Origin of the sequence: Altericroceibacterium indicum (assembly GCF_009828105.1) — a bacterium.
Classification (GTDB): domain Bacteria; phylum Pseudomonadota; class Alphaproteobacteria; order Sphingomonadales; family Sphingomonadaceae; genus Altericroceibacterium; species Altericroceibacterium indicum.
The window spans coordinates 37,415-63,583 of the sequence record NZ_WTYQ01000004.1 but is presented as its reverse complement, the minus strand read 5'-3'; the positions used below and the strand labels follow the sequence as shown (position 1 = coordinate 63,583).

General features: G+C 56.6%; 17 protein-coding genes. 8 read left to right on the top strand and 9 right to left on the bottom strand.

Translation table 11 applies throughout. The features are described from left to right. The first annotated feature begins 194 nt into the window (after nt 1–194). From gmd to GRI39_RS11155, 3 genes are all read left to right on the top strand, one after another. A complete protein-coding gene (gene gmd, locus GRI39_RS11165) occupies nt 195–1,256 on the top strand; it encodes a GDP-mannose 4,6-dehydratase (RefSeq protein ID WP_160739814.1) in 1,062 nt (353 codons plus the stop codon). Nucleotides 1,257–1,260: 4 nt separating this feature from the next. Further along, on the top strand, nt 1,261–2,238 hold the full coding sequence (locus GRI39_RS11160) for a GDP-L-fucose synthase family protein (protein ID WP_281351879.1): 978 nt from the start codon (nt 1,261–1,263) through the stop codon (nt 2,236–2,238). A gap of 172 nt (nt 2,239–2,410) precedes the next feature. Then, a complete protein-coding gene (locus GRI39_RS11155; protein ID WP_160739813.1) occupies nt 2,411–4,039 on the top strand; it encodes a BCCT family transporter in 1,629 nt (542 codons plus the stop codon). A gap of 20 nt (nt 4,040–4,059) precedes the next feature. On the opposite strand, the gene GRI39_RS11150 is transcribed toward GRI39_RS11155, so the two are convergent. Then, the gene (locus tag GRI39_RS11150; protein ID WP_211371570.1) at nt 4,060–5,622 is read right to left on the bottom strand and encodes a carboxylesterase/lipase family protein; all 1,563 of its coding nucleotides are present in this window, start codon (nt 5,620–5,622) and stop codon (nt 4,060–4,062) included. A gap of 145 nt (nt 5,623–5,767) precedes the next feature. Here GRI39_RS11150 and GRI39_RS11145 point away from each other — a divergent pair, with 145 nt between their 5' ends. Continuing rightward, nucleotides 5,768–6,823: a LacI family DNA-binding transcriptional regulator gene (locus GRI39_RS11145; RefSeq protein WP_160739812.1), complete on the top strand. Its 1,056-nt coding sequence runs from the start codon at nt 5,768–5,770 to the stop codon at nt 6,821–6,823. 103 nt (nt 6,824–6,926) lie between these two features. Further along, a complete protein-coding gene (locus tag GRI39_RS11140; protein WP_246205054.1) occupies nt 6,927–9,152 on the top strand; it encodes a beta-glucosidase in 2,226 nt (741 codons plus the stop codon). A gap of 57 nt (nt 9,153–9,209) precedes the next feature. On the opposite strand, the gene GRI39_RS11135 is transcribed toward GRI39_RS11140, so the two are convergent. Then, nucleotides 9,210–10,115 carry a YihY/virulence factor BrkB family protein gene (locus GRI39_RS11135; RefSeq protein ID WP_425482338.1) on the bottom strand — a complete coding sequence of 302 codons (906 nt, stop codon included), beginning with the start codon at nt 10,113–10,115 and terminating at the stop codon, nt 9,210–9,212. A 209-nt stretch (nt 10,116–10,324) separates the two neighbouring features. Between GRI39_RS11135 and GRI39_RS11130 the strand changes: the two genes are divergently transcribed. From GRI39_RS11130 to GRI39_RS11120, 3 genes are read left to right on the top strand one after another with little or no spacing between them, the layout of a single operon-like run. Continuing rightward, entirely contained in the window at nt 10,325–12,685 is a 2,361-nt protein-coding gene (locus GRI39_RS11130; RefSeq protein ID WP_160739811.1) for an autotransporter assembly complex protein TamA, read from the top strand. Further along, nucleotides 12,685–16,953 carry a translocation/assembly module TamB domain-containing protein gene (locus GRI39_RS11125; protein WP_160739810.1) on the top strand — a complete coding sequence of 1,423 codons (4,269 nt, stop codon included), beginning with the start codon at nt 12,685–12,687 and terminating at the stop codon, nt 16,951–16,953. The genes GRI39_RS11130 and GRI39_RS11125 overlap by 1 nt, the downstream gene beginning before the upstream one ends. Continuing rightward, the gene (locus GRI39_RS11120; RefSeq protein ID WP_160739809.1) at nt 16,950–17,180 is read left to right on the top strand and encodes a hypothetical protein; all 231 of its coding nucleotides are present in this window, start codon (nt 16,950–16,952) and stop codon (nt 17,178–17,180) included. The genes GRI39_RS11125 and GRI39_RS11120 overlap by 4 nt, the downstream gene beginning before the upstream one ends. Nucleotides 17,181–17,219: 39 nt before the next feature. Here GRI39_RS11120 and GRI39_RS11115 read toward each other — a convergent pair whose 3' ends face one another. The 7 genes from GRI39_RS11115 to GRI39_RS11085 form a co-directional block, all read right to left on the bottom strand. Further along, a complete protein-coding gene (locus tag GRI39_RS11115; protein ID WP_160739808.1) occupies nt 17,220–17,849 on the bottom strand; it encodes a flavin reductase family protein in 630 nt (209 codons plus the stop codon). A gap of 68 nt (nt 17,850–17,917) precedes the next feature. After that, a complete protein-coding gene (locus GRI39_RS11110; protein WP_160739807.1) occupies nt 17,918–18,646 on the bottom strand; it encodes a GntR family transcriptional regulator in 729 nt (242 codons plus the stop codon). Between the two features lie 5 nt (nt 18,647–18,651). After that, on the bottom strand, nt 18,652–19,542 hold the full coding sequence (locus tag GRI39_RS11105; RefSeq protein ID WP_160739806.1) for an N-acetylmuramic acid 6-phosphate etherase: 891 nt from the start codon (nt 19,540–19,542) through the stop codon (nt 18,652–18,654). A 21-nt stretch (nt 19,543–19,563) separates the two neighbouring features. Then, the gene (locus tag GRI39_RS11100) at nt 19,564–21,129 is read right to left on the bottom strand and encodes a sodium:solute symporter family transporter (protein WP_160739805.1); all 1,566 of its coding nucleotides are present in this window, start codon (nt 21,127–21,129) and stop codon (nt 19,564–19,566) included. 109 nt (nt 21,130–21,238) lie between these two features. Next, nucleotides 21,239–23,983, bottom strand: a complete 2,745-nt coding sequence (locus GRI39_RS11095) for a TonB-dependent receptor plug domain-containing protein (protein ID WP_160739804.1) — start codon at nt 23,981–23,983, stop codon at nt 21,239–21,241. Nucleotides 23,984–24,149: 166 nt separating this feature from the next. Continuing rightward, nucleotides 24,150–25,259: an anhydro-N-acetylmuramic acid kinase gene (locus GRI39_RS11090; protein ID WP_160739803.1), complete on the bottom strand. Its 1,110-nt coding sequence runs from the start codon at nt 25,257–25,259 to the stop codon at nt 24,150–24,152. Then, the gene (locus GRI39_RS11085) at nt 25,259–26,116 is read right to left on the bottom strand and encodes a protein phosphatase 2C domain-containing protein (protein WP_160739802.1); all 858 of its coding nucleotides are present in this window, start codon (nt 26,114–26,116) and stop codon (nt 25,259–25,261) included. The genes GRI39_RS11090 and GRI39_RS11085 overlap by 1 nt, the downstream gene beginning before the upstream one ends. Between the last annotated feature and the right edge of the window lie 53 nt (nt 26,117–26,169).

Genomic DNA, 26,169 nt, shown 5'->3' with positions numbered 1-26,169 from the left:
GTTTCGCAGCCGCAGCATAAGCTTATCAAGCACTGAATTGAGAACTATTATCAATTCTTTTAGCTGGACCGAGGCAAATCATTTATTGCAATAGCAGTGACCCAAAACGGGAGTATGGTTAATTACCAGTTCTAGTAACGACCGCTCTGTGTCTCTTTTTGCTTCATGATTGAGACGTAACCGAGGGGGCAACTATGGGTAACAAGCGAGCGCTTATTACGGGCATTACCGGTCAGGACGGCGCCTATCTCACGCGCTTTCTCCTCGATCAGGGTTATGAAGTGCATGGGGTTAAACGCCATTCGTCATGCAATAACACGCAGCGGATTGATGGGCTGTATGGTCAACCGCATGAACAGGATGCGCAGGTTCATCTGCATTATGGCGACCTCGCTGATTCTCTTAGCATGGTCCGTCTGGTGAAGGAGATTCAACCGACTGAAATCTATAATCTGGCAGCACAAAGCCATGTGGCAGTAAGCTTTGAGACGCCCGAATATACCGCTGATATCGATGCGCTGGGTCCCCTGCGCTTGCTGGAAGCGATCCGCATTCTGGGAATGGAGAAAGAGACGCGCTTTTATCAGGCCGCAACCAGCGAATTATACGGGATGGTTCAGGAAGTACCGCAACGCGAATCCACTCCCTTCTATCCCCGCTCCCCTTATGCAGCGGCCAAACTCTACGCATATTGGATCACAGTGAATTACCGCGAAGCCTATGGCTTACACGCGAGCAATGGCATTTTGTTCAACCATGAAAGCCCTTTAAGGGGGGAGAGTTTCATTACGCGCAAGATCACGCGGGCGGCAGCCGCTATTGCGATGGGAGAGCAGGAGCGCCTCTATCTCGGCAATCTCGATGCCAAACGTGATTGGGGCCATGCGCGTGAATATGTTCGGGGAATGTGGCTGATGCTGCAACAGGATGAACCCGATGATTATGTATTGGCAACGGGCGAAACAACGAAGGTCAGGCAATTCGTTCAATGGGCTTTTGAAGATGCGGGCCTTCCACTTGAATTTGATGGTCAGGGCATTGCTGAGAAAGGTTATTGCCGCCGCACCGGCAAATGCCTTGTGGCGGTGGACCCAACCTATTTCCGCCCGTCAGAAGTGGATTTGCTGATCGGCAATGCCGGCAAGGCCCATCAGAGGCTGGGATGGCGGCACGAAATATCCGTGCGCGATCTGGCGCGGGAAATGGTGGCGGCAGATCTTCAGTCCCTGCAGCTGAAACGCGCAACACGGCATTGATGTTTTGGCTTATGATCTGAAAGGCAAGCGGGTCTATGTCGCAGGGCATAGGGGCATGGTCGGAAGTGCTTTGCTGCGACGCCTGAAGAGGGAGGGCTGCCCCCTCCTCACCACCGACCGCACGCTTGACCTGCGCGAACAGGCAGCCGTGCGTGAATGGTTTGCTATGGCACGGCCTGAGGTCGTCATTCTCGCAGCAGCCAAAGTCGGCGGCATTCTCGCCAATCGCGATGCACCAGCCCTGTTCCTGCACGATAATCTGATGATTGCGGCCAATGTAATTGAAGCAGCGCGGGTCTCGGGTGTGGAAAAGCTGCTATTTCTTGGCTCTTCCTGCATATATCCGCGCGATACGGCCCAGCCGATTGGCGAAGAAGCACTCCTCAGCGGCCCGCTGGAAAGCACCAATGAAGCCTATGCCATCGCCAAGATCGCCGGGGTAAAACTGTGTCAGAGCTACCGCCGGCAATATGGCTGCGACTTTATCAGCGCCATGCCCTGCAACCTCTATGGGCCGGGAGACAATTTTGATGCTCTGACAGCACATGTCCTGCCCGCACTTATCCGCAAGGCTGTAGAAGCGCGAGACAGTGGTGCTCCTGCCATCCATCTCTGGGGTAGTGGAACACCCAGACGCGAATTCTGCCATGTGGATGATTGCACCGATGGGTTGGTGTTTATCCTGCGCCATTACTCCGGTGATGCGCCCATTAATTTGGGGCCGGGTAAGGATATTGCGATTAGCGATCTGGCGCAGATGATCTGTGCTGAAGTCGGCTTTACCGGCCCGATTGAGTGGGACCGCTCGATGCCCGACGGCACGATGCGCAAAGTGATGGATTGCAGCCGCCTCCACTCTCTCGGCTGGCAGCCTCGCATCTCTCTGAGCGAAGGCATTGCTGCGACATGCCAGTGGTTTCAGGAGAATTACCGGGAGCCAGACCAGATACGCCATGCAGTGGATATCTTCGTCAAAGCATGATAAGAAATCTATGTCGGCCCGGAACATAATCCAAGCCTGCTTGTCTTGTTACTACCAATTAAATATTCAAAACAGTACAGGGGTAATTCAACTTGATCTTATACATTAAGATTTTCAGTAGTCTTTTCTATAAATCAAGTCATTCCCTTCTCTCCAATTAAGGAATTTCCCTGTGGAAAGTCAATCTGGCGATCCGGGAAGTCCCGAATCCTATTTTAAACCTCCGGTGTTCTTCGGTGCTATTGGGCTGATCGCTTTACTGATCGCCTTTGCCGTGTTCGATACGCATGAAGCAGAAGCTCGTTTTGGTGCGGTACAGTCTTTCGCCACACATAATTTCGGCTGGCTCTTCGTCCTGACGGTGGACATTCTACTGGTGTGCTGTGGCTATTTCGCCTTCACACGCGCGGGAACCTTACGATTGGGCGGCCCAAGAGCGCGGCCGAAATATTCGGTGCTGAGCTGGTTTGCGATGCTCTTCAGCGCGGGCATGGGGATTGGCCTGCTGTTCTATGGCGTGGCCGAGCCGGTAATGCATTTTTCCAACCCGCCATCTTCCGCCTTTTCCAACCCTGATGCAGTATTGCCGCGCGGTTTGGCTGGAAATGCGCAACATGCCATGGGGCTCACCTTCCTTCACTGGGGCCTGCACGCCTGGGCAATTTATGCAATCATCGGGCTGGCGCTGGCTTATGCCGCCTATAACCGCAAATTACCCCTCTCGATTGGTGCCTTTGTGAAGGATGCGTTCCCGCATATGCCGCATGCGCTGGTCAATTTGATCGATATTCTGGCCATCACCGCCACCGTCTGCGGCGTGGCGGCATCGCTTGGTCTGGGCGCATCGCAGATTAATGCTGGCCTTAACCTGCTCATGGGCGCGCCCGACACCGGGTTGGCCAAAGCAATCACTATCGCGGTTGTAACAGGCCTTGCCACTTTATCCGTGGCGTTGGGCCTTGATGCGGGCATTCGCCGTCTGTCTGAAGTCAACATGGCACTGGCGGTGACGCTTGCCGCCTTCGTCTTCATCCTGGGCCCGACAGTGTTTCTGCTCGACGGTTTCGTGCAAAATATCGGCTATTACTTCCAGCGCTTCATCTACCTTTCCACCTGGACCGAAACCTATAGCCCAGGCGATTGGCGGAGCAATTGGACGATCTTCTATTACGCCTGGTGGATCAGCTGGTCCCCCTTTGTCGGCATCTTCATTGCGCGCATTTCCTATGGCCGGACTATCCGCGAATTTATCGGCGGCGTTTTGCTGGTGCCCAGCCTCTTCACCTTCGCGTGGATGACAATCTTTGGTGACAGCGCGCTCCATATCGAAATGTTTGGCGCGGGCGGCCTTTCTTCTGCTGTGAATGCCAGTATGCCGGATGCCCTGTTCGCCTTCCTCAGCCACTATCCCTTGAGTCAGATCGCCTCTGGCCTGGCCGTAATTATCGTGGCGACATTCTTTGTCACATCAGCCGATTCCGGCGCCTTGGTGACAGCGATGATTGCCTCCGGCGGGCATAGCAATGCCGGCCTTGCCCATCGGGTGACATGGGCGGTGGCGATTGGCGCTTTGGCCGGGGCGCTTTTGTGGTCTGGCGGGCTCAATGCTCTGCAAACCGCCGCCATTGTGACGGGCCTGCCCTTCTCCATCGTGCTGCTGCTGATGGCCATCGGGCTCATCCGCATGGTCGCCCATGAATTGCGCAAGCGGGATGAAGCCGAGCTTGAACGGATGGAGCGTGAAGCCGCCGAAGCTACAACAGCCGCCGCCGAAGCTGCGGCCATTGCTCAGGCAGAATAAGCGGGCTTCACACGCTCACTTCAATCTTGGGCTTCAGCCCGTTTTTGCGTCACGTCCAACCGGGCACGCCATGGATCTGCGCCACCCTTTTGCCCATCCATGCCCATCAGCATCACCGGGCGGGTGGCGTCATCATAAACCGGCCATTGCGCCAAGCCCTTGCCATTGGGATTGCCGCTCCTGGCAAAATTGACGAAGTAAGCGCTCATATTGGCAGCGGCTGCGCGATCTTGCGGCGTTACGGCTCCCGGATAGCGTGCATCCAGCGTTTGAAAGAACAGCGGGATTTCGGTGGCGTGGGGCAGGCCCGTCCATTGCGGCCGCATCGCGCTTGGCACATAGCCCGCCCGGTAATACCATGCAGGCTCCCCCGAGAGCGCCATTTGCTGCACCATGAAGCGAGCTGGTTCCACCATACGCTGATCGGAGGAAATTGCTGCCGCCAATTGCTGCGGTTGTTTGGCAAAATCGCGATAGGCGATGCGAGCCTCCGCCGCCAAGTCACCAAAATGCTGCGCAACAACATCGCCATCAGCGGATAGGCCGAAGCCAAGATCAGCCGTATTGGCACCGGCCATAAAGGGCACGGCGGCAGCATCGCCTGCCGCATAAATTTCGTCCGATGGCGCGGTGACAGCCATCCCATCAATCATCGGGCCAGACGATGGGGCAACGGGTGCCTGCCCCAGCCCTACCCCCGCAGCCAGCTTATCAGCCGGAAGCGCACGCAGCTCTTCCAGCGCCTCTGGCCCTTCGCCTGATATTCCAGCCCATTTGGCAAATCCAACGCCATCATCTTCAGCATCCGGCCCATAATCGGCATGGATCGGCAACAAAGGCTCTGTCGTTCGGCCAGAGCCGGACATGACAATCGCCTTGGCAAACATTCCCCGTGCCATCGGGCTGGTCATCAGCATGTTGATTGACCGGCCACCGGCGCTCTCGCCAAAAATGGTGACATTGTTGGGGTCCCCGCCAAAGGACTGAATGTTCTTCTGCACCCAGCGCAGAGCCGCGATCTGATCAAGAAAGCCATAATTGCCAAGCAGCCCATTGTCTTCATTGGCAGCGGTCAAAGATGGATGAGCAAAGAAGCCAAACCGGCCAAGGCGATAGTTGAAGCTGACAAGAATAACGCCCTGCCGCGCCAGTTCAGACCCATCATAGACGGCGGGCGACGCCCCGCCATTCACCAGCCCGCCGCCATAGATCCAGAACATCACCGGCAAGCGGTCTGATGCTGTGGTGCCTTCAGGCCGCCAGACATTCACATAAAGGCAGTCTTCCGCAGGCGGAGTGCCAAGTGGGGCGGCATCTTGTGCAAAGGGGATCTGCATACAGTCATGGGCAAAGCTGTCTGCCTTTCTCACACCCTTCCATGGGGTGACAGGCTGTGGTGCTCGCCAGCGCCAAGCGCCTTCTGGCGGCGCAGCATAGGGAATGCCTTTCCATGAAGAAATGCCATCTTGCGTCACGCCTTCCACTTGCCCGGTGTCGATCGAAACCGTCTGCGCCATCGCGCTTTGGGCGAAGAATGCAGCGGTTATCGCCAGCATTGCCTGAGTGATTTTTGCTTTCATCATGCCTCTTCCATCCTGCTGCTCATGGCGGGCCTTGGTGCAGAACCATTTGCGTGCTGCTGCATCCCGCGCCACCATGGCCAGATAGCGATTGTACCTATTTGCTGACGCAGCACTGGCACATCGCCTAGGCTGTGAAAATTGATAAATGAAAAGGACAACAGGCATGGGCCGGGTCACCATCCGCGATATTGCTGCACATGCAGGCACGTCATTCAAGACGGTTTCGCGAGTTGTGAATGGCGAAGACAGTGTCAGCCCCGCATTACGCCAAAAAGTTCAGGAAGCGATGAAGGCGCTGGGTTACCGTCCGTCTCGCGCCGCCCAGACTTTGCGCAGTGGCCGCCATTTTGCCTTATGTGTGTTGAGCGCTGTGGCGCTTGAGGAAAGTTTTGCCGGTGACGAAGTCCCCTCTTTCCTCAACGAATTAATCGCCGGGCTTATGCGTGCATGTCGGGCGCAAAATTATCAGCTTGTGCTGGAAAACCTCGCTGGAACGGACAGTTCGCCAGAAACGATTCAGGCGCGTATTGCCTCCCTGCGCGCAGATGGTGTGATCCTTTATCCACCACAAACAGATATGATCTGGCTGCTCGACGCGCTTGAACTTGCAGGAATTCCCTATGCCAGAATTGCGCCGGGTAGCGCGCCTGAGCGGGCTGATTGCTACCTGGTCGATGATTTTAACGCTGCCCGCGAAGTGGGGGAATTGCTGCTATCGCAAGGCCATAGCCGCATTGCGTTCATTTCCGGCCCGGAAAATCATCTGGCCGCAGCGCATCGGCGCGAAGGTTTGCAGGCAGCGCTGGCAGGGCGTCCAAATGTTGAACTACAATGTGAAGTGGGGACGTTCCATTTCCCTTCAGGCCTCGCGATCGGCAAAAAGCTACTGATACAACAGACCCGACCGACAGCCATTTTTGCCGCGAATGACATGATGGCACTGGGTGTTATGGCAGCGGCTAGTGAACTGGGCATTGTCGTGCCCGAACAGCTTTCAGTGGTGGGGTTTGACGATGCTCCACAAGCCCGGTTCATCCGCCCCGAACTCACCAGCATCAATCAGAACGTCAGGGAAATGGGTGAAATGGCTGGCAAGATGTTGATCGAGACTTCGCGTGAGAAAGCTGCCGTAGCCCCTCGGCAACACCACATTCCCTATACGCTGGAAATCCGCCAGAGCGTCGGCAGAGCGCCCGATTAATCCGCACCTCATTAAAGTGTGCAAGGTAAACTTGACAAATCGAACAGTCGATTCCACCCCATTAGACAACGTTGTCATAACGGGAACAGGTGGGAGAGACAGTTTGAGCAATATCCGTAAGAACAGGCCGCATATCAGAAATTGCGCTCTGATGCTGCTATCGACGATGACATTGGCAAGCGTGGGTGCTGGAGCCTTGCCAGCCGCTGCAAAGACGAACAGCGACCAGCTTGATCCGGACAAAAAGGCCGCACAAGTGATCGCCGAAATGACGCAGGATGAACGCTACGCCCTGCTTCATAGCATCATGCCCATCGCCTTTGGGCCTGAGCCGCTTCCCGAAGCTGTGCAAGGGCAGCCCGCCATGGCTGGCTATGTCCCGCCGATCAGCCGCCTTGGTATTCCGGCCATTACGCAAACTGATGCGAGCCTTGGCGTAACCAACCCTTTCCAGGCACGCAAAGGTGATGTTGCCACGGCATTGCCATCAGGCCTTGCTCTCGCCTCCAGCTTCAACCCTGAGCTGGCCTATGAAAGCGGCAAGATGGTGGGCAATGAAGCGCGCGCCAAGGGCTTCAATGTTCTGCTGGGCGGAGGGATGAACCTCGCCCGCGATCCACGCAATGGCCGCAATTTTGAATATCTGGGTGAAGACCCGCTCCTGGCTGGCACGCTGGGCGGCAATGCCGTGCGCGGCACCCAGTCAGAAGGCGTCGTCTCCACGGTCAAACATTTCGCGATCAACGATCAGGAAACCAACCGCAACACGCTCAATTCCGTGATCGATGAAGCCGCCTTGCGCATGTCAGACTTGCTGGCATTCGAAATCGGCATTGAAATCGGCCAACCCGGCTCTGTGATGTGCGCCTATAACCGCGTGAACGGCCCATGGGCCTGCGGGAGCGACATGCTGCTCAATCAGGTTCTGAAAAAGGACTGGGGCTATAAGGGCTGGGTCATGTCTGACTGGGGCGCGGTGCATGATGTGGATTATGCCATCATGGGCCTCGATCAGCAGGCGGGTGCGCAGCTCGATAAGGAAATCTGGTTTGATGGTCCTCTGAAAACGAAAGTCGCCAAGGGCGAAATTTCTCAGGATCGCATTAGCGACATGTCGCAGCGCATTCTGCGTTCGCTCTACGCCGTAGGGGCTGACCGTCCACTCACCAGGACTGACATCGATTATGATGCCCATGGCAAAGTTGCGCTGAAGACCGCTGAACAGGGTATTGTTCTGCTCAAGAACAATGGCATTCTGCCGCTGGCAGCCAGTGCCAGGAACATCCTTGTGGTGGGCGGCCATGCTGATGCCGGTGTGATGTCGGGGGGCGGTTCGTCGCAAGTGACCCCCGTAGGCGGTCCCGCGGCGATGATCCCGGTCGGCGGCGAAGGCTTTCTCGCCTCCTTTGGCAAGATGCTCATCATGCCATCCTCTCCGCTGGCGGCACTGAAAGAGCAATTGCCTGAAGCCAATATCCAGTTTGACAGCGGCTATTTCCCCAACGCCACTGCGCAGGCGGCGAAACATGCCGATATGGTCATCATCTTTGCAACGCAGTGGCAGATCGAAGCGCTGGATGCAGGCTCCATGGCTTTGCCGCAGGGGCAGGATGATCTGATCGCTGCTGTGGCCGCCGCCAATCCCAATTCCGTGGTGGTGCTGGAAACCGGCAACCCGGTCCATATGCCATGGGCCAATGATGTCGGCGCGATTATGGAAGCCTGGTATCCGGGCCAGCGCGGGGGCGAAGCGATTGCCAATGTGCTGACCGGCAAGGTCAATCCATCAGGCCGCTTGCCGATTTCCTTCCCCGTGGATGAAAGCCAGCTTCCCCGGCCCGAAATTCCCGGACTTGGCGGCCCGAGTGATGCAAAATTCGATGTGGATTACAACATTGAAGGCGCGGACGTGGGCTATCGCTGGTATGCGCGGGAGGGCATCACACCCGCCTACCCTTTCGGCTATGGCCTTAGCTACACCAGCTTTACGCATGACAATTTCAAAGTCGCCGCCAAGGGCGATGGGTTGAACGCCAGCTTCACTGTGCGCAACACGGGCAAAATCGCCGGTGCCGACGTGCCGCAAATCTATCTCGCCGATGCGGCAGGCACACCCATGCGCCGCCTTGCCGCTTTTGACCGGGTAGAACTCGCCCCGGGCGAAGCGCGCACTGTCACTGTTCCACTGGAATGGCGGGTGATTGCCGATTGGGCCAATGATGGCTGGGAAGTGGCTCCGGGCACTTACCGCTTCGTGCTGGCCACTGATGCACTGGCCAATGGGGTGAGCGCCAGCGTCAAGCTGAAGGCACACCACATCGCAAAATAAGCCACCACACAGGCTGAACCTTCAAGCCCCTCCGCCCCACCGGGTTGGAGGGGCTTGTTATTTCAACCGCAGTCTGGACCGTTTGAGCGCCCGCTTGATCGAGCGTTTCTCGCTCTTTTGCAGCCATTGTTCGATGGTGAGATCACCTTCCGCCAGATCCGCCAGCACAGCGCCACGCTCACCGCGTGGCATATCTGGCCCGCGTGTGGTGTCCACTTCGGTCTGACGTTCAATTTCGGCATTAAGCAAGGCCCCGGCCAAAACGCCGTAAGCCGACAGAAACAGCCACATCAAAAACACGACAATGGCCGACATCGACCCATAAGTTGCATTATAGCTGCTGACGTAGGCGACATAATAGGAAAAGCCGAAAGATATGGCGATCCACAGCACCGTGGCGAGCATGGAGCCGGGGATCAGCCAGCGCCATTTGGCCGGGCGGCGGTCTGGCCCATAACGCATGATCAGGGCAAAGCCCCCAGTGCCAAGAGCAATCGCCACCAGCCAGGTCAGCACTTTGAATAACAGGCCGGTCAATGGCCCCAGCAAAAATTGCGCCTGCGATTGTAGCCATACAAAGGCTCCGCTGGTAATTAGTCCGGTGATTGCAATCGCTATTGCAGCCACTGTAAGTGCAGCGGCCCGCAAGGTCAGCGGCACGATTCCGCGCGTTTCATGCTCTTCATTGATGACATTGAGTGCGCCTATGAGCCCGGTCGCGGCACGCATCCCGCCATAAATGGCAAAGAACAGCGCCACGATAAGGGCAAATCCAGTGACCCCGGAGTTAGTAGTCACCACACTCAAAAGCTGATCTTCTATCAGTCGCGCCGCATCATGGGGGACAATGCTGAACACCCAATGCATCTGGCTTTGCACCGTATCGACATCACCAATCAGCCCGTAAATCATCACGACAGCCGCGATCAGTGGTGTGATGGAAAGAAAGGTGAAAAATGCCACACCCGCGCCCAAAAGCGATAGATTGTGAAAACCCCACATCGTGTAAACCCGCTTAAGCGCTTGTATCCACCCGGTTTTTGGAATTTTCCAAGGTGTTTCTGCCATTGCGCCGGGCACAATCTCGCTTATTGTTGATTGAGCGTTCGAACGCTTAGACACGGTTGCTTTCAGCCCGTCGGCGTTTGCATGATCAGGGGTAGTGTCGTTTAATGCCAAAATCGGGTCTTCTTTTTCATCAGGCTGGCGATACTTCGCATTTTGTCCCAACGATCAGACTATTAAATGGTGCCGCAAGCCGTATTTCTCTGGCGGCAGGCCTCGCGCTGATTATTCTGCCTTGGAATTCAGCGGCGGCTCAGGCTGTTTCTGCACAGGATGCTGCACCTCAGCAGGCACAAAGCACCACCAGCCAGCCCAGCACGGATACCCCATCCGACACAGCGAGCGATGACAGCGGCTTTGATGTGCCCGCTCCGCCCGCCAATGCGCAATTGCCGGAAGTGGAAACGGTGGTTCCAAATGCGGAATTTAACGATGCTATTCCCAAGCTCGCCCCGGAAGACGACCCTGAACTGACCGGATCGCTGGAATCAATCGAGGATTTCGAACGCCGCATTGCCCAGCAACAGGCCGATGCGAAGCCGGAAGAAGGCCAGTCTCCGCCCGCCAATGATCCGGCGCTGGCCGATGGTGATGCGGTCGAAGAAATTGGTGATGCACCGATTCAGGATGCCGAACTCACCGCCCCGCTCCCTCCACTGGATGCTTTCAACGTGGAGCCGGTCGAATTTGCCGAAGCCGACAATAGCGACGATAAAACGGTGAAGGTTCCTTACACTGTGAAGGTCAATGGCCTGGCCAGTGCAGATGACGAAGCCAAAACAGATATGGCTGGCATGTTCAAGGACTTGTCTGCCCTTGAAGAAAGTGACGATGCAGCCAATACTGCGCAGGTCGCCGCAAGGCTCACCGAAGACAGCGCCTTGATCAAGCGCATTCTCGCTTCGCAAGGCTGGTATGGAGCGCAGACCAACACACGGATTGAACGGTCCACCAGTGATAATGGCCTGCCGCTGACCGCCGTGATCGATGTCACGCCTGGCAAGCGCTACAGCTTCTCCGATATTGTCATTAAGGCAGACCCCACTATTCCGCCTGATCTCATCCAGAAGAATTTTGCCCTGAAGGTTGGCGAACCCATTATCGCTGACCGGGTGCAAGGGGCAGAAGCGAAGATCGCTGTGACCTTGCCGCAGGAAGGCTATCCTTTTGCCACAGTGGGCCAGCGCGACATTCTGCTCGATCAGGATACGGGCGATGGCGTCTATACACTGCCGGTCGACATTGGCCCGCGCTCACGCTTTGGCGGGATAGAGACCACCGGAAACCTCGCCTTTGATGCAGAGCATGTGGATGTGCTGACACGCTTCAAGCGGGGCGATTTGTATGACAGCCGCGAGGTGGACGATCTGCGCAAGGCGCTGGTGGCCACCGGCCTGTTCAACACCGTCGCCGTCAGCCCCAAGCGCAGTGGCGAAACGGCGGATGATGGCACCGAATATACCACCATCCTTGTTCAACAAGACGCTGGCCCGCCGCGCACTTTGGCAGGCAGCGCTGGTTTTGGCACGGGGCAAGGCTTCCGCGTGGAAGGAAGCTGGACCAACCGCAATATGTTCCCGCCCGAAGGCGCGCTGATTTTCACAGGCGTTGCAGGGACGCAGGAACAGGGCGCCAGCGCCACTTTCCGCCGCTCTAACGCAGGGCGGCGCGATCGCACCTTCCAGATGGGCGCAGAGGCGCTGCATAGCAATTACGATGCTTATGAAGCCTTCACCGGGCGGCTTTCGACCTTGTGGAGTTATGATTCCTCGCCCATCTGGCAGAAGAAGCTGACCTATGCCTATGGTGCGCAGCTCATCGCCACCAATGAACAGGACTATGATTTCGCTGCGGGCAAGTTGCGCCGCCGGACCTTCTTCATCGGCGGGTTGACCGGTCAATTGGGGATCGATCACAGCAATGATCTCCTCAATCCGACACGGGGCTACAAACTGACCACGCTGATCGAGCCTGAAGGCTCTTTGCAGGGCGGCTTTACTCCCTATGTCCGCGCGCGGATTGATGGCTCAGCCTATTATCCGATCGGCAACAGCATCGTTCTGGCCGGGCGGGTTCGCTTTGGTACCATTCAAGGCATCGATCGCTATGATCTTGCCCCTTCCCGGCGCTTCTATGCAGGCGGCGGCGGATCGGTGCGCGGCTATGGCTATCAGCAATTGGGACCTAAAGACCCTGACAATGATCCCATTGGTGGCCGCAGCCTTAATGAAGCGGCAGGCGAAGTGCGCTACCGCTTCGGCAATTTCGGTGTGGTCGGCTTTGTCGATGCCGGTCAGGTCTATGAAGAGAGCTTACCGCAATTTTCGGACATTCGTTTCGGTGCCGGTATTGGTGGGCGTTTTTACACAAACTTCGGGCCATTGCGGCTTGATGTCGCCACACCGCTGGGCAGAAAACCCGGTGAAAGCAAGATCAGCGTTTATGTCTCTATCGGGCAGGCATTCTGATGGCGAACGAAGAGAATAATCCGATGGATCGCCCCGCAACCGATGTCGAACAGATAGACTCTGTAGAGGCTGAACAGTCCACCTCCCGCCGTCATATCGGCAAACGCATTGTGAAATGGGTACTGATCCTTCTTGCCGCCCTTGTGGTGCTGTTAGGTGCCGCTCTGGTGTTCCTTAATACCACCCCCGGTAAGCGTTTTATCGTCTCCCAGATCGAAGGCCTGCAGTTCGAAAACGGCATGAAAATCGGGATCGGGGAAATTGATGGCTCGATCTATAGCGAAATGACTATCCATGACCTTGTGGTGTCGGACCCCAAGGGCAGTTTCCTCACATCCCCCGAAATCCGCATAGATTGGCGCCCCCTCGCCTTCATCAACAGCCATGCCGACATTCGCTCCGCCACGGCCAGGCTGATCACCTTGCAGCGCCTGCCAGAGTTTAATGAAACCCCGCCCAGTGATGCCCCATTGTTGCCCAATTTTGATATTGATGTGGGCAGATTGCAGGTCGATCAATTCGTCGCTGAAGCCCCGGTTAGCGGGGAACGACGCGTTGCGAAGCTGGCCGGTAAAGCGCATATTTCAGACGGTCGTGCCCAAGTCACCTTCAATGGCAACACCATCACCGGCCCCGATATGGCAGGCGGCGACACTGTGGCACTGGTGCTTGATGCCGTGCCCGAACAGAACAAGCTCGATGTAAATCTGACGCTCAATGCCCCGGCCAATGGCATGATTGCCGCGATGGCCGGACTGACCGAGCCAGCCTCGCTCACCCTCAAGGGCAAGGGTGACTGGACCAGCTGGAACGGGCAATTGAATGCCGATTTCGCAGGTGAAGAATTTGCCCGGCTGCAACTCACCGCGCGCGATGGCAGCTTTGCCATCAAGGGCCCGACACGCGTCGCTCGCCTGTTTGAAGGCCCGACGGCGAACCTCCTTGGCCCGATCACGAATATTGAGCTTGCCGCCGCTGTTGCAGAACGGCGCGTAGATCTTTCCGGCAACATCTCCAGCGATGCTTTTCGCCTCAACACCAATGGGCTTGTTGATCTTTCCAACAACAGTTTTGAAGATTTCAAACTGGGCTTTGTGCTGCTCAAGCCCTCCGCCCTTGCAGAGAATCTATCGGGCAGTGGCCTGCGCGGTAATCTGACGCTGAATGGCGAATTTGCGACACCTGAGGTGGCCTATACCCTCAATGCAAACCGCCTTTCGATGAACGATATGGGACTGGTTAATCTCAAAGCTGCAGGGGCTGCGACGGTCAACTCCGATCAGATCCTTATTCCTATAAAGGCCAGTGTTTCACGGATCACCGGTCTTGATACAGTGGCGGGCGGAAAGCTCGAAAATGTGCGACTTGATGGCGATCTTGCGATCAAGGGACCGCGCATTTTGTCGGATAATATTCGCATCCATTCGGATCGGCTTGATGCGACCGCCATCATCGTCGCGGATATGTCCACCGGGCTTTACACCGGCGGCATTGATGGCCGGATCGATAATTATCGCCTTGAGAGCGTCGGCATACTCAACATTGAGGCCGACATGGATCTCAAGACCACGAAAAGGGGCGGTTATGCTCTTGCTGGCAGGGTTCGGGTTCGTACGACGCAATTGTTCAATGACAGCGTCCGCAATGTGCTGGGCGGCAACGCTGTAGCAGCAGCCGATATCAATTATGGCGATGACGGACGGTTGCGTTTCAGCGACCTCACGCTGAACGCTCCTTCGGCGCGGATTACTGGCGGCAGTGGCAGCTATTCGCCTGACGGTCAGATCGCCTTCAACGCCAATGCGCTGACCGATCAATATGGCCCGATTGCCGTGCGCGTTACGGGCACCATCAGCAATCCTGACGCCCAGATTATCGCAGAAAAACCGGGCCTCGGTATCGGCCTTGCCAATCTGCGTGCCCATGTGACGGGCGCTCCCGGAGGCTACCGCCTGCAAGCGACAGGTGATAGCGATTATGGCCCGATCAGCGGGGATGTCGTGCTGGGTATGGGCGATGTTCTGACGCTCGATATCACCAAAGCCAATTTTGCCGGGATCGACCTCGCCGGGTCATTGCGCCAGACAAAAGCCGGGCCATTTGCAGGCGAACTCACCGCCAATGGTCAGGGTATGGGCGGTGTGATCCGTCTTGATGCTCAAGGCAAATATCAGGAAGCCTTGGTCAATTTGCGCGCCAAGAACACGGTCCTGCCCGGCCCTGCCAACGTCACCATCGGCTCTGCAATCGTGGACGCACGGATCGTGATGTATGAAAAGCCCTATGTGGTGGCGGATGCGCAGCTTTCCGAAACCACCTTCGGCTCGCTCAATCTGGCCGTGGCACGGGTTAAGGTCGATTATCGCGACGGCACAGGTAAGGCGCAAATGCTTGCTGAAGGCTTCAGCGGTGTGCCCTTCCGCATCGCCGCCAATGCTGATCTTGAACCTGAATTGTGGCGTGTTGCCCTGACTGGCAAAGCCCGCGGGATCGATTTTTCTACCACCACTCCTGCCCGCATCATACTGGGCAAGGGTGAATATAAGCTGCTGCCAACCACAGTGGATTTCGGCAAGGGCAATGTCCGTCTCGCAGGCACCTATGGTGATGGAATGAAGGTACAAAGTCGCTTGGATTCGCTGGACCTCAGCATTGTGAATGCCTTTGCGCCGGGCCTTGGAATTGGTGGCAGCGCCAATGGCAGTCTGGATTTCGAACAAACTAGTCCTTCTGCCTTCCCACGCGCCGATGCACGGCTCCAGATCAATGGCTTCAGCCGGACTACGGCCGCTTCGGTCAGCCAACCGATTGACATCAATTTTGTCGGAAAATTGCTGCCAAGTGGCGGAGAAGCCCGCGCGGTCATGCGGCGCAGAGGCAGTGTGATCGGCCGAATGGTGGCATCACTCAGCCCTCTCCCCCCCGGTTCTGGCCCATGGATGGAACGCCTGCTTGGCGCGCCTTTGAGTGGTGGAATCCGCTATAATGGTCCGGCCGACACGCTGTTCTCCTTTGCTGGCCAACCCGATCAGCGCCTGAGCGGACCGATTGGTGTGGCAGCGGACTTCTCGGGCAAAGTGGAAGCACCGCAGCTCAAAGGCATCATCAAGGCTGACAAGCTGGTCTATGAAAACCAGACTTACGGCACGCGCCTCAGCAATATGGCCATTTCCGGGCGCTTCAGCGGTGACCGTCTGGAGCTGGAGAAATTACAAGCCACTGCCGGTGACGGTTCTCTTAGCGCTAAGGGTTATGTCAGCCTGGCAGCGGCCAGTGGCTATCCGATGGACGTGTCCGTCACGCTCAACAATGCAAGGCTGGCACGCAGTGATGCTCTGTCCACCACCGCGACGGGCAAGTTGAATCTCACCAAAACTGCAGGCCAGACAGCCCTGCTCTCAGGCCAGATCAAGCTTCCTGAAACCCGCTATCAGATCATCCGTCAGGGCTCGGCAGAAGTGCCTGAACTGACCGGCGTTCGCTTCAAACCGCCACGGGGGCCACGGCGCGTTACTGGCGATGAGCCGGTGGAATCTCAGCCAGGCCTGCTCGATCTGGTTCGACTCAACGTCACACTCACCGCGCCTGAACAACTCTATGTTTCCGGTATGGGGCTGGAATCGGAATGGAGCGCCAACCTCACGCTCGCTGGCACCAGCGCTGCACCGCGCCTCTCTGGTAATGTACAATTGGTACGCGGCACGTTGGGCTTCGCAGGGCGTTCGTTCCAGATTGAAGAAGGCCGGGTGAACTTTACCGGCGGCAACACCATCGACCCGACGATCGCCATTACAGCAACGGATGACATTGATGATGTGACGGTCAATGTCAGTGTCAGCGGTCGGGCGATGGACCCGCAGATTTCCTTCTCCAGCACACCTGGTCTGCCGCAGGATGAAATCGTCTCGCGTATCCTGTTTGGTAGTTCAGTCGGCAATCTATCTGCCATTCAGGCCGTCCAATTGGCCTCTTCGCTGAACTCGCTGCGCGGCTCTGGCGGCGGGCTCAACCCCTTGGGCAAATTGCGGTCAGCCACCGGGATTGACCGCCTTCGGGTGCTTGGTGCGGATGATACCACCGGACGCGGCACGGCGCTGGCTGCCGGGCAATATCTGACCGATGATATTTATGTCGAATTCATCACCGATGCGCGTGGTTTCACCGCCACACAGCTTGAAGTGAGCCTGACACCGGCCCTGTCCGTTCTCAGCCAGGCAGGTGGATCAGGCTCCACTAATGTCAGCGTCCGCTACAAGAAGAACTATTGATGCGGCGCTGGCTTATTACAGGGCTAACGCTGCTAATGCCGCTGACTGCGTGCAAAAAGGAACCTGATTTCAACGAGCGTTATGAGGTGCTTGAAGGCAAGCTACAGGAAAAGGCCAAGGCCATTGATGCCCAGATTTCCAGGGCGCAACAGGCTGCGTGCGCCAAGGAAGCCGATCCCAAAGCCTGCGAACAAGCTGCTGCGGAAAAATCGCAAAAGAATCAGTGAGACGCGCGCCGATGGATATTCCTCCGGCGCGCGTGAAGCTTACTTTTGGTCTTTCAACCAATCCGCATAGGTTGGACGGGCCATCTGGAAACGGTCGGTAGAGCGGGTATACCACCCAGCCCCATGCATACGCGCGACAAGCTGCATCGCCACCGCATCGACATGGAGATTGTCCGTGTCAATGAAAGGCTCGGCAATATGAAGCCGGACCACTTCGCCCAGCACAATGGTGCTCACTCCAGCTTCGACTTTCTTGTAAAGTCGGCACTCCATCGACACCGGAGCTGACGCAATACGCGGTGCGGCGACATCGACCGATGGGACAGTCGCAATATTACCTTGCTCCAGCTCATCAAATTCCGGCGGCGCGTCAATGCAGCTGAAGTTCATCGCTTCGGCATCTTCCTCGGACACCAAATTCACGACGAATTCCCCGGTATCGAGAATATTTTGCGCGCTGTCTTTATAACTTCCATCAGGCCGTTGCATCATACCCAGCACCAGTAATGGCGGGTCCGCGCTCATCATATTGAAGAAGCTATAAGGTGCTGCATTACGTACGCCTTCGCTTGAAAGCGTTGATACCCAAGCAATCGGGCGCGGAGTGATGGAAGCGGCCATCAGCTTGTAGCGATCAGCCACTTCCATTTGAGAAAGTTCAAATTCCATGTGCGGGTTCGCTTCCTTTGGATGTCACTGGCTTTTGTTCTGCCCTAACGTGCAAAAGAGTAAACGGATCAAACTTCCTTGAGTTCGGTCACAAATTCATAGCGATCACCACGATAGACTGAACGGGTAAATTCGACGATCCGGCCATCAGGAGCCTGTGTCACACGTTCAATCCGCAGCACTTCGGAATTTTGCTCCACACACAGAATGCCTGCTTCTGTGGGCGTAGCGAGAGAGGCGCGGACTCGCTGCTGGCCGGACACAGGGCGGAAGCCGTGTTTTTCCAGCGCGTGATAGAGCGAGTCCTCCAAACTTTCGAGATCGGGCATAAACTCCGCCGGAATCACCGCATGTTCAATCGCCAGCGGCTCTCCACCAGCAAGGCGCACTCGGCTCAGGCGCGCAACCTTCGTCGATCCGGAGATCTGAAGTGTTTCAGCCTCTTCTTCCGTGGGCTGGGCATAGCTCTTGTTGATCCATACAACGCCGGGATCTTCCCCGCGTGAACGGGCTTCATCACTAAAACTGCTAAGCCGTGTGCCGGCAGTTTCAATCCGCCGCGCAACGAAGGTGCCAGACCCCTGCTTGCGGATCAGCACGCCTTCTTCGATCAGCTGCTTGATGCCCTTGCGCACAGTAACGCGCGACATTCCAGCAAGCTCGCTCAAATCACGTTCAGAGGGCAGCGCACTTCCGGGATGAAGCGCGCCGCTTTTGATGTGTTCGCGCAGGCTGTGCGCAAGCTGAAGATACAGAGGCGTGCCTTCATCACGTCGTGTCCAGACAAAGTCACGCATTGATTTTAGCCCCGTTTTTCAACTTCTCTCATCACCTGACGCATGTTGCCACCATGACGTTCCAGCAATTCACGCGCATCTTCCAATTGCACACCGGATGCGATGACAACGCCGAGACGAATGTCATTTTCAGCCAGTTCCAAAGCCCTGGCAGCCGCATCTGCATCGACCCCAGCAATATCTTGCACCATCTGGCAGCCCCGCTGCTGAAGTTTGGCGTTGGAAATGCGCATCGCCACCATGCGCCCTTCATACACCAGACCCAGACGGATCATGATAGCGGTAGAAATAAGATTGAGTATGATTTTTTGCGCAGTGCCCGCTTTCATGCGGGTAGAACCGCCCACAATCTCGCTACCGGTCACCGCAACGATGGAATGGTCAGCCGCTTCACTCAGCCGCGCTCCGGCATTGTTGGAAATGCCAATAGTGAGCGCGCCTGCCGCTTTGGCCTGCTCGATCGCTGCCACGGTGTACGGCGTGCGCCCGCTTGCCGCTACGCCAATCACCACATCATGTGCGCCGATGGAATGGCGATCAATGTCAGCGCGGGCAGCGTTCACATCATCTTCTGCCCCTTCATAGGCTTCGGTCAATGCATCCATTCCGCCTGCCATGAGGAACACCATCCGTTCCATCGGCCAGCCGAAAGTCGGATAAAGCTCCGTGCCATCCTGAACCCCGAGCCGGCCTGAGGTTCCGGCACCGACATAGACAAGGCGGCCCTCGCTCCCAAGGCGCAATGCCGCTTCTTCAGCAGCACGGGCAATGCCAGCGCTTTGTGACTGGATCGATGCGACGGCAGCCATCTGGCCTTCCAGCATCGCGTCAACGGCAAGCTCGGTTGGCCACAGATCGAGGTCGATGTAGCGTGCGTCGAGCGTTTCGGTCTTCATTCTAAATATCCTGTTCGAGCATTACTGCGCGGGGGCGGCTACTGGCTTCCCCCGGCCTGCTGGGGCAACGCAGACTACAAAAGCCACGGCGGTTGCGATGCAAAGCTGGAAAGGGAAGGATAGCGTGTCGAGCGGCGCAGGTATGCCGATTACGTGAGCAATTTCGGGTTGCAGCATTAGCACGGTGGTAAAGCCGATAAACAAGGATGCGATGACCGAACCCGTGTTGCCACGATTGGTGAAAAGAGCGGTGAAATAAACGCCCAGCAAGCCTGCATAGGTGAACACCATGACCTGCAGGGCAAATTCGAGCAGGCCCATATTGCTGTAACGCTGCCAATAGAAAGAGAACACCGCCATCACGAACATGGCAAAGCCAATCAGCCCCATGCCCGCACGTCCGGCATTCACATAATGATGTTCTGCGACTGCTCCACGGTTTTCACGCCACGGGCGGTAGAAATCCTGAATCAGCACTGAGGACATGGCGTTCAATGCTGAATTCGTGGTGGCGACCGCTGCGGCACAAATCCCCACCGTTACCAGACCGCGCAGGCCACCGGGCAATTCTGTAAGGATATAGTGCATAAAGATGCTGATCTTCTCGCCGCCAAATTGGCTTCCGGCAACCGATGCAGCACCGCCCATCAGGTCAGGCCGGCCATAGAAGATATAAAGCAGCAGACCGATCACAATGAACATGCCGACCACCGGCACTGTCACCAGCACGGAGAGATAAAGGCTCCGCGCACCGGTTTTGGCATCTTTGCAGGAGAGCAGACGCTGGGTGGTGTCCTGATCCATCCCGGCATTGGCGATGTAGAGCAAGGACAGCCCGGTCACGACAGCCAGCAATGAGAATGGGTGCGACAGATCGGTCGAAAAGTCGAAGAATTGCAACTTGTTCACGCCTTCTGGCGTATGCATCAGCCCGTCAATGATCTGGCTGGTCGATGCAGGGATCGACATGCGCAGGAACACCAGAACGGCAATCGCAGAGCCGAGATAGACAATGAACTGGATGAGATCGTTCCACAGGACCGACTTCAACCCGCCAACGAAGGTGAACAAGACGCTTGCCACAATCAGAACGGCGGCTGCGATCATGATACTATGCGCGCTCACACTACCCGCGATCACAATCGCCAGCGCAATGGCCGCAAGATAAACCCGCGCACCGCCCGCGAAGACACGCCCCACAAGGAACATGCCGCCAGCCCAACGGGTCGCGGCTTCACTGAAGCGCAAGGTCAGGAGCTCATAGGCCGTGGTGGCCTTCATCGCGTAGAAACGGGGGATCATCACATGCGAGACGAACACCGCCCCGATCAGCCCGCCAATATTGCCGCTGAGATAGGTCAGATCGCCATGATAGCCATAATCCGGCCCACCAAGGAAGGTCGCCGCAGATTGTGTTGCTGAAAGAACCGATATGGCCGCAAGCCATGCAGGCACATTGCCACCAGCGAGAAAGTAATCATGGGCCGAGGCGGTTTTGCGTGGCGTGAAGATCCATCCTCCCGCCAGGAGCAAAAGAACATAGCCTGCCATAACCAGCCAGTCAGCTGTCGAGAAGGGCAGCGTCATGGGCAAAGAACTCCATATCGGATGCGCAAGGAAAGCCTTGCAAAAATGTCAGGAAAGATGACGCCCGCCCCCGATGGTCAGGGCCGGGCGTCTCGTTTTACCAAAATGCTTAGAGCTTACCCGTCAGCGACAGGCCGAAGGTGCGGCCCAGAATGTCGTAAGTGTCGGGGAAGGTATTGAACACACCGCCGGTTGAAACCATCGGCGGCTTCTTGTCGAACATGTTGTAGACGCCAGCCGTGAAAGTGATGGCATCGCTCAGATCATAAGAAGCCGACAGGTCAAAGGTGTTCTGCGCCGCCAGTGTTTCATCCGAACCAGCACTGCTGGAATGGACCTTGCCAATCCGCTGCCAGTCAAATTGAACCACACCATGTGGGAGCAGCCACGAAACACCCGCCGTGTGGCGATAGTCTGGCTGAACCAGTGTGGTGCCATCGCTCGAACAGGTCGCACCAAAGGTGCCCTTGCACTGCACCGGATCAACGGTGGAGTTCGCCTGAATGAGATAGGATGTGACGATGTTGCCTTGATAGCTCAGACGCACCCCGTCACCCGGCAGCCACTCCGGACGAATGGTGTAATTGGCAGAAATGTCAAACCCGCGCTGCAACAAGCGGCCCAGATTCTGATTGTTGACATAGGCGTCTTTGAAGCTGCCATCTGAATTGCGTGTCACCAACTGGCAGAGCGGATTACCCTCTGTCGGGTTGGTGATGTAGCAGCTTGTGATCGCCGCAATCGGCTGGATCACACCAACTGCACCGCGAAGGTCCAGTTCATACCAATCCACTGTCAGGTTGAAACCGGGCAGGAAACTGGGCGTGAACACACCGCCAATTGTCGTAGTGTAACCCGTTTCAGGCTTGATGTCGGGATTGCCACCGTAATAATAATTGCCGGTCAGATAGCTGGCCGAAGTGGAGTCGACAGAGCCCACAGCTGGCGCACCAAAGCGGGCGCATTGTGCCGCATCACCTGTACCCAGCACGCAAGGGTCGCCGCCATACCGTGGCTTCAAACGATCAACCGTAACAAGCGCACTGAAGGGCAGTGACGATGTGCTGGCGGCAAATTCGCCGAAGTTAGGCGTGCGCAAAACGCGCTGATAGGTGCCACGGAACCGCAGGCTTGGATCAACCTTCCAGTTCGCTTCTACTTTCCAGGTGCCATGCGTGCCGAACAGATCATAATCTGACAGACGATAGGCACCGCCGACATCGAACTTTTCAATCAGCGGCAGATCATGAAGCACAGGGACCAGGATTTCGCCATACAGCTCTTTCACATCGAAAGAGCCGCTATAGGCACCCTGCACACCTTCACGGTAGGTGTTACCGGTGAGGAGCGACGTGTCCTGATTGATGCTGGCGGTTTCGCGGCGATATTCCACACCCAAAGCAAAGCCGATGGGGCCAGCCGGGAGTGAGAACAGATCTTCCAGCGTACCACTGAGGTTGGCGGCCGTTACAAATTGGTCGCGATCACGCTTGAAGCCGTTGATCGTGGTACCCAAAGCGTCAGCCAGACCAGGTGCATTCGGACCGAATATATCGACTTTGTTGACGATGGAAGCAAAGTTATTGGCCCCGCTCGGGCTCGTCACCAAGCCGTCACCGGTGATCTTTGAACTTTCGCTGGAGCGGCCATACTGGGCGTAAATATTCCAGTCGATTGACGGTGTCAGCGGGCCACGCAGCCCGCCCTGGACTTGGAACGTATCACGTTCGGTGTTGTACGTAATAAGCCCCAGTTCGCCCAGAGAGCGCGCCACGTTAACCTGCGCAGCACCATCTACAAATGTAAGCTGATTGCGGATGTCATCTGTCAGGAACGGATTATCCTGATTGATCGAAACGACCTGATTGACAGAAGCTGGCGTAGCACCCGGCGTACCAGTTTCCCGCGTGCGGACGTTGGTATACATCGCCCGGCCATAAGCTTCGACTGCTGGTGTAATCTCATATTTCATCAACGTGGTGACGTTGATGCGCTTGAGCGGCGATACCAACGGATAGCTGCCGCTGATATTCGACGTGGCAGAAGGTGTCGTGGTGAAATCACCATTGTCGGTGAAGCCGAAAGTGTTGCCGCTGGCCACATCAGTGAAAACACCACCGAGGCTACGGATAGTCTGATTGGGGGTTGCTGCCCAATCGCGGTCTTTCGCCCGGATCAGATCGCGCTGAGTATAGTCCGCAGCCACCACGATATTACCGCGATCGCCGATCTTGCCGCCAACCGTGACCGAACCACCATATTGCGCGCCGCCATGTTCAGAAAGACGCGTGGTCGCCGTGCCTTTGATACCCTGAAAATCATCGTCGAGAATGAAATTGACCACACCAGCCACAGCGTCTGCGCCGTAAACCGCGGCAGCGCCGCCGGTCAGCACGTCCACACGCTTGATCAGCGATGATGGGATAGAGTTCACATCGACCGAGTTACGAAAGCCGAATGGCGTCGCCCGCGTGCCGTTGATCAAAACCAGTGAACGGCTCTGGCCAAAATTGCGCAATTCCAGCACCTGTGCGCCGAAAGCATCGCTGCCTTGCGAACCCTGCCGGACGCCACCAGAAAGCTGCGGCAGTTTAGTGGAGAAATCCTCAATGGTAAGTGCCGATTGCAACCGGATCTGCTCTTCATTGGTGGATACAACCGGGCTGCTGGACGTCAGCCCCGGAACCTTGATGCGCGTACCAGTAACCACAATCGGCTCATTCGCGCTTGCGTCTGCCTGCGCTGTGGCGGACGATGCTGTATCAGTCGATTGTGCGAAAGCCGCGCTGGGCATTTGTGCGATCCCAGCAGCCAGAGCTGCTATGGCCACTGCATATCTTGGTATTTGTACCATTTGGATTTCCCTCTTACGTCCCCGGATTCAGACCTTTTGATGGCCTGTCGCGACCCAAAGGCTCGAAAGTTATGCCATGTTGACAGTACCAGAATGCATACCTGTAACACATATGTAAAGAGGTGGTATGCAATTGGTTATATTTTTCTGAAAATTCAATGTGTTTTCAGCACATATTTTCGCTCAGTGGCGAATTGGGGCGCCACAAACGGCCTCCGGTAAGCGCTTCACCGATTCCCGTCGTCCCGGGAAATGTCAGCGGCAGACCTTTAACACTGCGCGCTGCCAGAAAGCCCATAGCTTCAGCCTCAATAAAATCGCCGCGCAAACCCAAGCTATCCGCCGCACGACAATCTCCAAGCCGATCACCGAGCGCGCGCATTAGCGTCGAATTATGGCTCCCGCCACCACATATGATCCATATTTCAGGAGCCTGTGGCAGAGACGACACAGCCATTGCCACGGCATCTGCGGTAAATGCCGTCAAAGTGGCCGCAGCGTCCTCCAGAGACAGAGGCACCGCCCAATCCAGAGGGAAGTCATAACGGTCGAGCGATTTAGGACCATGGCCGCTGAAATGCTCATGCTGGAGGAGCTTTTCCAGAATATCGGGCTGGACTTTGCCAGCACCAGCAAAGCGCCCGTCATCATCATAATTCCCGGCTCCGCGGGCCTGGACCAATTGATCGATCAAGCCATTTCCGGGGCCGGTATCAAAGGCAACCAGCTCTCCACCCATGCCAATGAAAGTGAGGTTAGCTACCCCACCGACGTTCAAGAATGCCACCGGGCGCGGCAGGTCCAGATATTCAACCAGGGCAGAATGATAGGCAGGCACCAGTGGGGCACCCTGCCCACCACCAGCAAGATCTGCTTGCCGCATGTCAGCCACAACCGCGACACCCAACGCGTCTGCCAACACTTGCGGGTCTCCGATCTGAAGTGACAATTTGCGTTCTGGACGATGCAGTAATGTTTGCCCGTGAAAGCCCAGAAGGTCCGGCCTTTCGCCCGAGATTTCCATCAGCTTGCGGGCAGCACGGCAATGGATCGACTCAATCACAGCTGCTGCCGACGCGATGGACGGCGGAACTTCACCATAGCCATTCCAGTGCAGCGCATCTTGTGTCGCCTGCTCTAGCGCAGCACGCTCCTGCGCGCTGTAGCCCTCAAACAAAGTCAGCCCAAAACCGTTGATCCGCGAACCATCCGTATCGAGCAGTGCCGCATCCACTCCATCAAGCGAAGTGCCACTCATAAAGCCCATGACCAGCATTATATCTCGCCCTCCCATTCGCAGATAATCAGGCTGGCATCATCCTCCGGCTTGACGCGAGGAAAGCTGAGGCGAGACTCTTCTTTTCGCTCCAACAGGCGCAATTCAGCCAGCCAGCGGCTCCATTCCAACTCACTCGAAATGGCCAGCAAATCGGCAGCACTGGCCGCCCCAAACAATTCAATCAGGCGAAGGAACCCGTCACTTGCGATGGCGAAGCGCCGGCCAGCAGAAAGGGGGATACGCTGTTGCCACAAATGGTCTGCCGCAGCAGGATCAGTTCCCAGCACCCAATAGCCATGCGGCTGATTCATCAAGCCACGGTTGCCCTGCAGATGCGGCAAAAGCTGTGCCTTCAAATCCTGCGTCGAGATAGAAGGATTTCCGCGAAGAAGCTTTGCAGCCAGCTCGATCGTGCGCCCTTCGATCGCATCCAGCGCGGAAGAACCGAGCAATTGCGCTTCACCCGCCTCATTGTGAGCGACAACGCGACAATCAGCGAGCGTCGTCAATTCGGCGTAACCATCCATGATGCGAACCATCGCAAAAGCAGCAGACGGCAAATGATCATCCGGCCCGACCGGCCTGATGCTTTGTCGATACAACTCGCTCCGGCACCGCGCCATCACTTCACGCAGCACATCGCGGGTTGAACTCTCCGGCTGCTGCGACAGCACAATCGTCAACGCATCACTGGCAGCTTGCGCGAGCCACGCAGCATCACTCGGCTCGGGAAGCAGGCCAGCACCCACCCCGGTCGCTCCATCAATTACCCAGGCAGCATTGCCGCAAAAACCAACCTTATCCTCGTTGATTTCTCCCGGACCATCACTGGCAGCAAGCACGATTTTTAACACAGCATCTCCCTCGACCATTGGGCAGCACAATGGAGCATACTGGTATCATCAAA

Excerpts from the sequence above, each read along its gene's own strand:
- gmd (WP_160739814.1), top strand. The coding sequence starts at position 195 with ATGGGTAACAAGCGAGCGCTTATTACGGGCATTACCGGTCAGGACGGC.
- GRI39_RS11150 (WP_211371570.1), bottom strand. The coding sequence starts at position 5,622 with ATGATGAAAGCAAAAATCACTCAGGCAATGCTGGCGATAACCGCTGCA.
- GRI39_RS11145 (WP_160739812.1), top strand. The coding sequence starts at position 5,768 with ATGAAAAGGACAACAGGCATGGGCCGGGTCACCATCCGCGATATTGCT.
- GRI39_RS11130 (WP_160739811.1), top strand. The coding sequence starts at position 10,325 with ATGCCAAAATCGGGTCTTCTTTTTCATCAGGCTGGCGATACTTCGCAT.
- GRI39_RS11125 (WP_160739810.1), top strand. The coding sequence starts at position 12,685 with ATGGCGAACGAAGAGAATAATCCGATGGATCGCCCCGCAACCGATGTC.
- GRI39_RS11115 (WP_160739808.1), bottom strand. The coding sequence starts at position 17,849 with ATGGAATTTGAACTTTCTCAAATGGAAGTGGCTGATCGCTACAAGCTG.
- GRI39_RS11110 (WP_160739807.1), bottom strand. The coding sequence starts at position 18,646 with ATGCGTGACTTTGTCTGGACACGACGTGATGAAGGCACGCCTCTGTAT.
- GRI39_RS11105 (WP_160739806.1), bottom strand. The coding sequence starts at position 19,542 with ATGAAGACCGAAACGCTCGACGCACGCTACATCGACCTCGATCTGTGG.
- GRI39_RS11100 (WP_160739805.1), bottom strand. The coding sequence starts at position 21,129 with ATGACGCTGCCCTTCTCGACAGCTGACTGGCTGGTTATGGCAGGCTAT.
- GRI39_RS11095 (WP_160739804.1), bottom strand. The coding sequence starts at position 23,983 with ATGGTACAAATACCAAGATATGCAGTGGCCATAGCAGCTCTGGCTGCT.
- GRI39_RS11090 (WP_160739803.1), bottom strand. The coding sequence starts at position 25,259 with ATGCTGGTCATGGGCTTTATGAGTGGCACTTCGCTTGATGGAGTGGAT.